Source organism: Amycolatopsis benzoatilytica AK 16/65, from assembly GCF_000383915.1.
Lineage (GTDB): Bacteria > Actinomycetota > Actinomycetes > Mycobacteriales > Pseudonocardiaceae > Amycolatopsis > Amycolatopsis benzoatilytica.
In genome coordinates this window covers 5,338,155-5,350,417 of record NZ_KB912942.1, presented here as the reverse complement: position 1 = coordinate 5,350,417, position 12,263 = coordinate 5,338,155, and the positions used below count along the sequence as shown (strand labels likewise).

8 protein-coding genes and 1 pseudogene are annotated in these 12,263 nt (G+C 65.2%); 7 read left to right on the top strand and 2 right to left on the bottom strand.

What is annotated here, in order from left to right; translation table 11 throughout:
• Positions 1-815: 815 nt before the first annotated feature.
• On the bottom strand, positions 816-1,895 hold the full coding sequence (locus AMYBE_RS0124550) for a helix-turn-helix transcriptional regulator (protein WP_211226849.1): 1,080 nt from the start codon (positions 1,893-1,895) through the stop codon (positions 816-818).
• A gap of 191 nt (positions 1,896-2,086) precedes the next feature.
• Here AMYBE_RS0124550 and AMYBE_RS46325 point away from each other — a divergent pair, with 191 nt between their 5' ends.
• The 7 genes and pseudogenes from AMYBE_RS46325 to AMYBE_RS46910 form a co-directional block, all read left to right on the top strand.
• Positions 2,087-4,834: a bifunctional 3-(3-hydroxy-phenyl)propionate/3-hydroxycinnamic acid hydroxylase gene (locus AMYBE_RS46325; RefSeq protein ID WP_245573247.1), complete on the top strand. Its 2,748-nt coding sequence runs from the start codon at positions 2,087-2,089 to the stop codon at positions 4,832-4,834.
• Positions 4,818-5,909 (top strand): maleylacetate reductase, encoded by a 1,092-nt coding sequence (locus AMYBE_RS0124535; protein ID WP_034287227.1) that lies wholly within the window; start codon positions 4,818-4,820, stop codon positions 5,907-5,909. Before AMYBE_RS46325 ends, AMYBE_RS0124535 begins: the two co-directional genes overlap by 17 nt.
• The gene (locus AMYBE_RS0124530; RefSeq protein ID WP_034287224.1) at positions 5,906-6,832 is read left to right on the top strand and encodes a dioxygenase family protein; all 927 of its coding nucleotides are present in this window, start codon (positions 5,906-5,908) and stop codon (positions 6,830-6,832) included. Before AMYBE_RS0124535 ends, AMYBE_RS0124530 begins: the two co-directional genes overlap by 4 nt.
• 584 nt (positions 6,833-7,416) lie before the next feature.
• On the top strand, positions 7,417-9,825 hold the full coding sequence (locus AMYBE_RS0124520) for an RHS repeat-associated core domain-containing protein (RefSeq protein ID WP_020662037.1): 2,409 nt from the start codon (positions 7,417-7,419) through the stop codon (positions 9,823-9,825).
• A complete protein-coding gene (locus AMYBE_RS0124515) occupies positions 9,815-10,120 on the top strand; it encodes a hypothetical protein (protein WP_020662036.1) in 306 nt (101 codons plus the stop codon). The genes AMYBE_RS0124520 and AMYBE_RS0124515 overlap by 11 nt, the downstream gene beginning before the upstream one ends.
• Positions 10,121-10,751: 631 nt before the next feature.
• Positions 10,752-10,967 (top strand): hypothetical protein, encoded by a 216-nt coding sequence (locus tag AMYBE_RS0124510; protein WP_020662035.1) that lies wholly within the window; start codon positions 10,752-10,754, stop codon positions 10,965-10,967.
• Positions 10,964-11,194, top strand: a pseudogene (locus AMYBE_RS46910) (DNA/RNA non-specific endonuclease); the annotation flags it as partial. The gene AMYBE_RS0124510 and the pseudogene AMYBE_RS46910, both read left to right, overlap by 4 nt.
• A 139-nt stretch (positions 11,195-11,333) precedes the next feature.
• On the opposite strand, the gene AMYBE_RS46320 reads toward AMYBE_RS46910, so the two are convergent.
• Complete coding sequence (locus AMYBE_RS46320) at positions 11,334-11,720, bottom strand: hypothetical protein (protein ID WP_245573246.1); 387 nt, start codon at positions 11,718-11,720, stop codon at positions 11,334-11,336.
• Between the last annotated feature and the right edge of the window lie 543 nt (positions 11,721-12,263).

Genomic DNA, 12,263 nt, shown 5'->3' with positions numbered 1-12,263 from the left:
CCCCGGTCGACGGCCTGGAAGTGGGATCTTCTCTGCGGAAGGCTGCTTCCGCGCAGCCCGAAAGCCGGGGCTATTCCCGGCGGTTGCGGCCTTGCTGGTCGATCTGCTCCGGGGACGGCAACTTGTCCCGAGGCTGCCTTTCTGGGCGGGCTCGTCCGCTGAGGTTTCTGAACTCGTCGATGGCACCGGGCGGCCGCGGTGGTGCGGTTCACCGCCTGGCAGCGCGGGGACTGCGGATCCTCCGATCCTGCATATGCCCCGCCCGCGTCCTGCGTGACCGGAGGACCAGCACGGACCCGGGCCAATGAACTCGGTGACACAAAGCAATTGCCCGCACGCGATGCGAACCCGCGAGGCAGCCTCGCGGAACTCCTGCCTCGGTCAATCCGCGTGAACGCCGCGCCAGAGCGGGATTGCCTCGGCTCGCAGCGGAATGGCAGGCCATAGGGAGCCGGCGATGCTCGCCCTGCGCACCGGCTGCTGCGTCGATTGGGACCAGGCCGCGGCAGCCGTAGTCTCTTGCGCCGTTACCGGCCGAGACGCGTTGCCGTGCCTGCTTGGCCGCGCCTGCAGCAATGGCGTTTGCCCGCTGCTGCGGCCGTCGGGCGCTGTGGGGCAGCCGCCAGCGCGTCTGGTGTTCGTTCGCATTCCCGGCGGCCGCGGTAAACCTCGTCGCCGGCTGCCCTGCTTGTCTTGACCTCGGCGCCGGGGCTCGCGGCCACCGGGCATCCGCTGACCTGAACAGAGCGTCGTCTCATCGCCAATGCCGGAGGTGCCGGTGCATTCGACACCATCGCAAAGACCGCGCGCGTGGATCAGTTCCTCTCTCTTGCGCGCGACCGCGTGTCCGAGGGTGCCTCGCCGTACCGCCGCCGGTATGCCGCGGCGAAACGCGAGAGATGAACAAACCCCCACCGGAGAGCGACTTCGGTCACGGAGTCGGGGGAGCTCGAGTCTGCCGTCAGAAGGTCCTGGCGGACTCGGGCGAGACGGAGCGACTGGAGGTAATTGGTTGGCGAGATCCCCAGGTCGTCCTGGAACGCGCGCTGGAGCGATCGGACGCTGGCACCGACGTGCCGGGCGATCTCTCCGACAGTCACAGGTTCGGCTACGCGTTGCTCGCAGTAGTCCAGCGCCTCGCGCAGCAGGCGGCGATGAGCCTTCGGCGGGTCGCAGTCATGGAGGGCTGCGGTGAAATTGCTTGGCTGGGCAAGCAGCAGGCCGGTGATCAGCAGGTCTTGCCAGCTCGCGGCTGCCAGGGGATGCGCTGTCATGCCGTTGTCCTGGTCCAGATCGCTGAGCAGCAACCGCAGAGACGACATCCAGGTGGCGAGACGCGGTGATTCCAGGTCGACGGGCAAATCGAAGATCACCGGACTGGACGACACGGGGCCGATCAGGTCCTCGAGCCGGCGTTCCAAGGCGTGTCGCTCGATCCGCACGTGCAGCTGCCGGTAGGTGGCGTCCATGCGCATCTGCGCTCGCCTGCGAGGCGAGAGCAGAGCGCCGTGCAGCCGGGTGATCTGCGTGCTCTCGCCGCGGTCGCTGACCAGCTCGTTCGTTCCGGAGACCGCGAGCATCAAGTCGTAGTAGTCGATCGGGTCACGGATGTCGACCTGGACGTTGACGCCCTGCTCGAGGTAGATGAGCTGGAGGTCGGCGATTTGGACAGCGCGCACCTGTCCGCGAAACGGGGACGCATCGACGGCATCGGCGCGGCGGATCCGGTGTGCGGTCAGCAGCTTGGACGCCTGACCGCAGAATTCGTCGACGCTCGCTGTGGCCAGCCTGCTGTGGCGCGCGAGCGGACCGGCTCCGCGCACGGACCCTGGCGACCATGCCTCAGGCCGGTGCGCCTTTGGCTGAACGAGGCCCTCAGAGCCGCGATTGCCCACGTCTACCTCGGTCGATTGGTGACCACTGTCTGGTGACTATAGCGCGGGAGGCATCCGGGGTCACCCGTCGAAGACTGCTGGCGCGAAGCGGCTCGTTCCGACGCGAAGCGGATAGCAGCTCAGATCGCACGCTCGTAGCGTCCTGGGTCACCCAATCAGTAAGCCCCAGGTATGAGCAGGGAGTTTTAGCCGTGTCCACAGACTTCGATGTCGCAGTCGTGGGGTACGGGCCAACCGGCCTTGTGCTCTCGTCGCTTCTCGGCCGCGCAGGTCACCGCGTGGTCGTGTTCGAACGATGGCCGGACCTGTACGGGCTGCCGCGCCTGACCCACATCGACGGCGAGACCGCACGCATCGTACAAGCGGCCGGCGATATCGAATTCGCGCTGCGCGACGCCTCGCCTCAGCAGACCTACGAATGGCACAACGGACTGGGCGATCGTTTGCTCGAGGTGGATTGGGCTGGAGAATCCAGCGGTTTCGCGGCGCATTACTCGATGTATCAGCCGGATATCGAACTGGCGATCCACAATCGCAACCGCTCCTGTGCGAACGTCCAGATCAACCAGGGCGTGGGCGTGGTGGCGATCGAGCGCGAGCCCGATCATGTCGCTCTGGTGGTCCGGCCTTGGACGCGAGATCGGGACGAGCAGTGGTCCGTAGGGACCGAAGACCGCACGGTCACTGCGCGCTACGTGGTGGGATCCGACGGTGCCAACAGCTTCGTCCGCAATGCGCTGGGCATCGAACGCTCCGATCACGGAGTGCACGACCGGTGGCTCAACATCGATACCGAGTGCGTGCGTCCGCTGGGTCCCGACTTCGATACTCCCCGTCAGATCTGCGATCCGGCACAGCCGAACATGTTCATGCCGATCGGCCGCAGCCGACAACGGTTCGAACTGGCAGTGTTGCCCACCGACGATGCCGAGGAGATGGAGACTCCGGAATTCGCGTGGCGCTGGTTCCGCGAACGTCACGACCTGGGACCGGAGGACGTTCGGATCCTGCGGCATATCGTCTACACCTTCTCCGCGTGCACGGCCGAGGCGTGGCGCAGCGGACGTGTTCTGCTGGCCGGCGACGCTGCGCACACGATGCCGCCCTACATGGGGCAAGGAGCGTGTTCGGGGATGCGCGACGGGATCAACTTGGCCTGGAAACTGGACTTGGTGTTGTCGGGCCGGGCCGCCGACGACCTGCTCGACACGTACGAACTCGAGCGCCGCCCGCACGTCGAGGTCATCCAACGCTGCGCGATTGAGCTGGGCAAGGTCGCGAACCTGAAGGATCCGGATGCGGCCGCAGCCCGCGACGCCGCGTTCCTGCGCGGCGAGGTCCCCCCGTTGCCGGAGTTTCCGACACTCACAGCAGGTGTCCTGGCCACCGCGGCGGACGGCGAGCTGCAGCATCTGGCGGGAACGCTGTCCCCGCAGGGCACTATCTCCGCTGGCGGGAAGGCCGGTCGTTTTGACGACGTCCTCGGCTGGGGCTTCGTCCTCGTCGCGGCTGGCGATCCCCGCTCGGTGCTCGACGAGGACCGATTGGCCTTCCTGGACGACGTCGGCGCCATCGTCGCGACCACTCAAGGCGGGTGTCCCGATTCGATCGATGACGTCGACGGAACCTATGCCGGCTATATGGCCGCTCACGACATCGAGGCATACGTTGCGCGCCCTGACTTCTACGTTTACGGGGCCGGCGGGATGAGCGACTTGCCCGCGCTCGTCGATTCCCTGCGGTCCGCGCTTTGCTACGTGGCCAACCCCGACCGACATGGCAATGCCAGCGAAGCCCCGGCTGAGAACTTCGGGGGAGAACCCCCGCTGTCAGTCGAGAACGCCGCCCACTGGCGAGCGATGCCCGCGACCCGGCTGGTCGACGGCGGCATGCTCTATGCCGACGTCGTTCAGCTCGAGCGCGCCACCCGAGCAGGCTGCACGTGGGACTCTGCCGCAACGGAACTCGCACAGCGCCGGCTGGCACTGGCCGAATCCGCCCTGCGAGCCGGGCACACCGCGACCGCCCGGAGCGCCTTCCGGGCAGCTGCCGCCGACTACCTGTTCGCGCAGATGTCGATCAATTTCGACACCGGCCGCAAACGCGAACTGTACGAGCGATTCGGCGGCGCAGTCGCAGCCGCAGCGGCAGTGCCGCCGTCCACGATGCGCAAGATCGAGCTGCCCTTCGCGGACGGCCGGCTGGTCGGCTGGCACGTGCAGCCGAAGTCCTCGCCGGTCGTCGGGACAGTGGTTGTGTTCGGCGGCCAAAGCGGTTGGGGCGCGGCGTACCTGCGCTATGCCGACGCCCTCGCCAAGCGAGGGCTGGCCGCGATCCTTGCCGAAGGCCCAGGGCAAGGCGAGAGCCGGCTGCGGTACGGAATCAAGCTGGATGCCGACGTCGCCGCCGCCTACAGCGCATTCGTCAGCTACGCCCGGGAATCGTCGGGCGGACCGGTCGGGATGTGGGGTAACAGCATCGGCGGCCTGTTCGCCGCCCTGACCGCTGCCCGTAATGCCGACGTTCGAGCCTGCTGCATCAACGGCGCCTTCGCAGCGCCGCGGCTGCTGCCGTTCCGGACATTCACCGAACAAGCCGCGGCCATGCTCGGCACCACCGACGAAGCTGCCATCGACGCGAACTTCGCCCGGCTTCGATTCGATCCGACCAACGACCGGATCCGTTGTCCCCTGCTGGTGCTCCATGGGGCCGCCGACCCGCTTGTCTCTCTCGACGACCAACAACCCTTCCTCGACGGCGCGGCCAACGACGATGCCACAGTGCGGATCTGGGACGACGGCGAGCACACCATCTACAACCACGCCGACGAACGAAACGACCTAGTCGCGGATTGGTTCGCCGACCGGCTTGCGAAATCCGATCGCGAAGCGCCCAAGACAACCAGCTCCGCGGAGAAGGCGGTTGACGTTGTTTTTTGAACACGAAAGCTTTCCCCAACGGGTACGTTTCGGCTCGGGGCAAGCGGCCGCGATGCTGACCGACGAGATCGCGCGGCTCGGGGCCTCCCGGGTGATGGTGATCGCAGCACCGGCAGAATCAGCGCTCGCAGAGGACGTCACCGCTGACTTGCCAGTAGCGCATCACCACCACGAGGTCGTGATGCACGTGCCGGTGGAAACCGCCGCGCGAGCGCGCGCGACCGCGGCCCGGCATGAAATTGATCTGCTGGTCAGTGTCGGCGGTGGTTCCACGACTGGGCTGGCGAAGGCGATCGCCTTGACCAGCGGGCTGCCAATCGTGGCGGTTCCCACCACGTATGCGGGCTCGGAGGCCACGACCGTATGGGGCCTGACCGAAGGTGCTCGCAAGACCACCGGCTCCGCTGCACGAGTGCTGCCTCGGGCGGTGATCTACGACGCGACGCTGACACTCTCCCTGCCGGTGCCGATGAGCGTCGCTTCCGGGCTCAACGCCCTGGCGCACTGCGTCGACTCGATGTGGGGCCCACGCGCGGACCCCATCGACCGGGCACTCGCTCAAGAAGGCATCCGCGCCCTGCGGATCGGCCTGCCGCAGGTGACCGCGAACCCGGCTGACCTCGATGGCCGCGAGCACGCCCTGTACGCAGCCTACTTGTCCGCGCGCGCGTTCTCATCGGCCGGATCCGGACTGCACCACAAGATCTGCCACGTTCTCGGCGGTACCTTCGACCTGCCACACGCGCAAACCCACGCGATCGTGCTGCCCTACGTGCTCGCCTACAACGCACCAGCGGCACCGGAAGCAGAACAGCAGATCGCGGCAGCCTTTAGCGCGACCGACGCACTTGACGGCCTCCAACAACTCCGGAAACGACTAAACGCGCCGACAGCGTTGCGCGAATACGGCTTGAACCGGTCCGACATCGAACGCGCTGTGGACGCCATCGTTCCCGCCGTGCCTGTCAGCAACCCCCGACCGGTCACCGCCGACGATCTGCGACGCCTGCTCGACGCAGCATACAGCGGAGCCGACCCGGCATCGTTCGCATACGGAAGGGGGAACAAACGATGACAGAGCGCGCACCGGCGACCGAGCCCCAGGTCGGCGCAAAACAGCCATCCGACCAGCAACAGGCCGTCGAGGACGCCCTCGTAGCCCGTGTGGTTGCGTCATTCGACCACACGGCCGACCCAAGGCTTCGAAAGGTCATGCAGTCATTGGCTCGGCATCTGCACGCCTTCATCCGCGATGTGCGGCTGACCGAGGCCGAGTGGAACAGCGCCATCGCATTCCTGACCGAATGCGGAAACATCACTGATGACAAGCGCCAGGAGTTCATCCTGCTCTCCGATGTACTCGGCGCCTCCATGCAAACCGTCGCGGTAAACAACCAGGCTTACGCAAACGCGACGGAAGCCACGGTATTCGGTCCGTTCTTCGTCGACGACGCCCCGCGCGTCCCTCTCGGCGGAGACATCGCCGGTGGCGCGCCAGGCGAGCCCTGTTGGTTCGAGGGCACGGTCACCGACACAGCAGGAAACCCCATCGCAGGGGCTCGGATCGAGGTATGGGAAGCCGATGAGGCCGGACTTTACGACGTGCAGTATCCCGACGGCCGGATAGCAGGCCGAGCTCACCTGTACACCGACCGGAACGGCACCTATAAATTCTGGGGTCTCACCCCCACTCCATACCCAATACCGCACGACGGCCCGGTCGGCAGACTGCTCACCGCAACGGGCCGCTCACCGATGCGCGCGTCTCACCTGCATTTCATGGTCACCGCCGAGAACCTTCGCACCTTGATCACCCACATATTCGTTGCCGGTGACGAACTTCTCGCCAATGACAGCGTATTCGGCGTCAAGGATTCACTGGTCAAGCAGTTCGCTCCACAGCCGTCCGGCACACCCGCGCCTGATGCCCGGCCCCTCGGCGAACGAACATGGTCGCGCGTTCGCTTCGACATCGTCCTCGCCCCCGCAGGGACCTGACAGCGGTCGGGACCGAAGCCGCGGCGGTGGTCCTGCTGCACAAAGACATCGGGGCGCTGACCGAATGCATCCGCTCACGCGCCCCGCTGATGTCGCTGGGAGCCGCCGTTGACGCGGCACGCCAGGACACCTCGAGCATCCCGATCACCACAGGCTCGGCGGCCAGGCAGGGACGTCGCATTCCTTGTCGGCCCGAGAATGCGACCCGGGCTATGCTTGCTACGGAATTTATAGGTCGGGCGTTCGGCATGGCATGGCTGGAGATAGGCAGATCGGATGATGACGGCGACGCGGTCAGCATCGCCTTGGCGCACACAGAAGACGTTTCTCGGCACCGCTCGATCGGGTGATCATTCTGGAGCAGTGCTGATGCCCGGATCTGAATGGGGTCACGGACTGCTCCAGGATTGCTCCATCTACTGAGCGGTAGCTGAAGTTCGGGCGGAGCGAAACTCAAGATAAGGGCCACCGAATAAACCGCCAATTGGATCGCCCCCGGCAAAGCCGAAGAACTCGTTCCCGGAACCGCACTGCGCCCGCGCTACGGACTCAAGACCTCCACGACCGCGTCAGAATCGGACGGCGTGCCGGACAAGGCCGCAACCACCCGGTTCGACGAGAACGGACTTGACCCTGTCTACGGCCTGGCCACCTCCGGCCAGGGCAACCCGGCGGGACTGAAGATCAACGGCTCGGTCTCCTACGAGACACCCGGTACCGGTTACCTGCGCAAGACCGGGAAGACCATGGCCACCGGCGCCAAGACCTCCTACGCCTACTACGGCGACACCGAAACCCGCGCCAACCCCTGCGTCGCAGGCAGCGCACCGGTCAACCAGGGTGGCCTGGCGAAACTCGTCACCTCGGCAGCCCCGGCGGCCGGGCCTGCCCGCGTGGACGAACAGGTCTACGACGCGTCCGGGCGGGTGGTCGCCGAGGCGACCGGCGGTGACTGGACCTGCACCACATATGATAATCGCGACCGACCGGTCGAAGAACGCATCCCCGCATCGGCGACATCGCCGGCACGCACCGTCAAGCACGACTACGCAGTTGGCGGCGACCCTCTCACCGGCTCAGTCTCCGACGACAAGGGCACCATCACCACGACCGTCGATGTACTCGGCCGAGTCGTCGCTTACACCGACGTCAACGGCGTACGCACGACCACCAGCTACGACCAGGTCGGCCGGGCCGCGTCCAGCACCATCACCCCGCCCGACAGTGCCGACGCACCGCACACGCTGACCTCCACCTATGACGACGCTGGACGCGTCCAGACCCAGACGCTGGACAGCACCGTGCTGGCCAGCGTCGCCTACGACAACGCGGGCGAACTCGCATCAGTCACCTATGCCAATGGCGCCAGCCTCAGCGCAGTCGGCAAAGACAACGCCGCGCGGCCACTGTTGCTCGACTGGAAAACCAGCGACGACAAGCACATCGTCTCCCAAGTCGGCCGCACCGCGGCGGGCACGATCATCGACGAGTCCCTCGCCGGCAACGACGCCCGGCCTAACTCGCCGAACTACGTGTACGACGGCGCGGGACGCCTGACAGAGGCCTACGTCACCGGTCACCACTACACCTACGATTACACCGCCGCCGCATCCGCGACCTGCCCCACCGGCACCCAGGCCAACGCGGGCCTCAACACCAACCGGATGCGCCTGCTCGACCAAACAGCTTCCGGCACTGCGGAAACCCGCTACTGCTACGACGCCGCAGACCGGCTCCTGGCCACCGACGGCGCCACCGCCCTGACCGGGTTCACCTACGACGCCGACGGCAACACCACCAGCTGGAACGCTGCCGACGGCAGCACCACCACGCTCACCTGGGACGGCTCCGATCGCAACACCGGAGCCCGCACCACCGGCCCGACCACGGCGCTCAACGCCGACATCGCCTACACCCGCGACGCCACCGACCGCATCGTCCGCCGCGACCCCCGCGACTGCGACAACAACACCGTCACCCGCTACGGCTTCACCGGCGACGGCGACACGCCTGACCTGACCCTGAACACCGACAACCGTCTCACTTCGCTGTCGCTCTCATTGCCTGGCGGCGTTCTCTTTACCAGCAAACTTGGCACTGACGGTGCCTTCACTACCAGCTACGACCACCCCTCCGTCCGGGGGGATCTCGTTCTCACTACCGACACAGCGGGGCACCAGGTCAGCGAACTGCGTTCCTACGACCCCTACGGCCAGCCCCTGGGCCCGTCGGGTGCTGTGGACACGCAGAACGTCCCGGACAACTCGCCGGGAGCGATGGACTACGGCCGGCTCGGCCAGTACCAGCGGCCCTACGAGCACACCGGCGCGTTGTCGCTGGTGCAGATGGGTGCCCGGCCCTACAGCCCACTGCTCGGCCGATTCCTCTCCGTCGACCCGGAAGAAAGCGGCTCCGCCAACGACTACGACTACGTCGCCGGCGACCCCATTAACACCCTCGATCTGAACGGGCACGGCTGGTTCAGCTCGCTAATCAGCGCCGTTACTCGCGTCGCAGAGGCCGTTTCATGGATTCCTGGACCGATTGGTGCGATCGCCGGCGGCGTCGCAGCAGCCGGCAATGCGATCCAAGGAAACTGGGCGGCGGCCGCACAGTGCGCCTTCGGCGCGATAACCGGCGGTATCGGCAAATGTGTGGCCAAAGCCGTGAGCGTCGTTCGCAAAGCAACTTCGGCTGTCCGCGCCGTCCGCGCAGCCGTGAAGACCAGGTTCGCTCCGAAACTTTTCACGAGCAAGTATTTCGGATACAATAGCCGTTTGTTCGGGAACCACTCCATCAACGGGTCGCGGCAAGGCTGGTTGAACCGTCAAGGATCCCGCGTCAGAGTTGGATGGAGTGTGACCGGACTCAAGCACATGGGCATCAAGAAGGCGGGGCTGGCAAGTTTCCGCGTGGGAGTAGGAAAGAAGCGGCACTACGATATCTTTCACGGGCATATGAGTTTCAAGGGAAAATGGACGGATGAGCACTGACAAGTGGTCGAGGGAGCACTCCGGCATGCTTGCCTACTCTAAGCGCTGGCAGGCTGAAATCTCGAACCTTCTCGCTGGCGCGGAGGCGGTCTCGGTCGAGCTGCACCCGGGCTCGGAACCTGCGGAGCAAACGTCCTGGGACTGGTTTCTGTGGATAGAAGTCGGCAGTGCTGAATTCCAGGCCTTGCTTGCGTATGACACAAAGACCGCGGCATTTGAGGATGATGCTGGCTTGTTCGACGATTATGTCAAATTTGATCAAGTTTCGGAGTATATAGCGCGACGGTTGACTTAGTTCACGTTGCGCGGGCGGGTGATCACGCGGGCAGTCGTACCCGCGTGATCACCCCTCGGCGGACAGCGGAGGGGCCGGACTGAGCCAGGGCGAACCCCCGCTCGCACGGGGAAGGCAAGAGCCGTGCCACCGGGTTCGCCTCCACGCTGAGACCACCCCGCTCGCGCGAGGAGAACGAGAGGGCTGGCCGCGATCATCGAAGCCGTCGAGATCCGCCAGCGGCCGGCCCAGCAGCGACCGGTTGCTCATGAGGGAGGCCTTCTGCAGCCGTTGCGGCTGCTCGCGCAGCGGCAACGCCGCGGCGACAAGTCGCCTGCGTCCACCCGAGAAACGGCAACGCCTCCTGCCGGCTAAACGACTGCTGAGGCGAATCGCCTAAGCGGCCCACATTCGCTAATCGGCACGTGCGTGTATTGGTTGGAAGGCGCGCACGGCGGCAGAAGAGGGCGTCCGATTTTTTTCGCGAACCGGGGCGAGGCACCAGCGGCCGGCGGAGTCGTTCAGGAGAGCGCACCCTCGGACGATTGTTCCCGCCAGCTGGGCAAAGCTGTTTCATTATCGTCCCGCACTAGCCGGCAGCGGAGGAGAGACCTGTATTGTCGTCGAGCAGGAAAAGCGCCGCAAAGACGAGATGGATGAGCAGAACAGCCAGTTCAAGGTCGACGCGAAGGCCGCACGTCGCCTCACCGATGTCACCAGCAGAGCGGACCGTGACTATTGCTTCCAGGGGCAGATGCAAGCCAACGTGCCGCAGAATTTCCCGAAGGAGCCGTTCTTCTGGCTCGGCGCGCCCGCGCAGCGCGCTACCGGCGGCATCGTCTGCGCAACCAACGCAACCCCAGGATGATAGTCCTCGGGCCACCCCGGTCGGGCACCCTCTCGACGGCAGCTGAACGGGAAAAAGGTCGAGAAGGGACACTCGTCGCAGCCCGACTGCACGGCTCCAACTTGGTAGACGACATCGTCACCCAGTACCTCACGGTCAACTGCTCGGACGTCAGGATCATCGAGAACGCAGTTGCCGGGGTGCTTGACAATAACTCGGGTGTGACCGTCCTCTACAAAGTGTGGGTACAATACTCCAGTCCGACAGCCGCTATGCCAGCATGTATCTTCATCGATGCCGTAGGACCCAAAGGGTTCAACTGCTCCGCAGAAATACAGAACCTTCCTAATGGAAACGAGACGAAGACACGATGCTGGCACCAGGAGGTCAGATGCGCTTGCTTGTCGCCGCCAGTCCCTGGGGGAACCGATGACCGAAGCCCATGGCCCCTCCTTTTTCGACGAGATCGCTCGAATCTTCGACTGGCACGACGAGTTCACTTCCGAAAAAGGGTGGACAGACGTGGAACGCGAACTCTGCACACCACAGCCAGTCGACTATAAGTAACTCTTGAATCGCTTCCCGGGTGGCGTATTTCGCAGGATCGCTATTTATGGTCCGGTCGCGACTGAGCGAGCCTGGATCGAGTACAAGGTCGATCTTGATGAACTCCTGAACATTCTCGGCGACGAAGACCTTGAATACCTCGCCGACGTTGACTAGCATCTCTTCCCCGAACCGGGCGGCTTGCTGCTTTGGGGACGCGACGGTCAAGGCGGAACCTTCTGCTGGGTCACCGCATCGACAGGCCCGGACACCTGGAAGATCGCTTGCCACAGCCAAGGCGCTGACGAGTGGCGAACACCCGGGCCCGACCACGCGACTTCTCTACGAAATCCTGACAAACACCGGTGAAGCCAACCTTCTGAAGTGGGATTTCACTGACGTCCCCGTGGATTTCATTCCAATGCCTACACGCTAGCCGGGACTGTTTCGGGTTTGGTGTGTCCGGCTCGACACGCGGGGCAGAACTGGGCGCGCGGCGACTGCTGGGATGGCCGGCCGAGGCCGTATCTGGGCTCCGCGCTGGCGGAGCAACCGCAGCGTCGGCGTCCCGGCCGGTGCGAGTGCATGCTTCGATGTAACGCGTCACCCAGGTGGCGACTTTGGCGTTGAGTTGTTCGCAGCGCCAGTTGCCGATCTTGTGTCCGACGATTCCATGCAGCACGCGGACAGGCTCGCCGCTGCCTTGCCCGGGACGATCGCGCCAGTACTTCAGGAAGCACAGAAGGGTCGTCTGACGGATGTTCTGGGCGA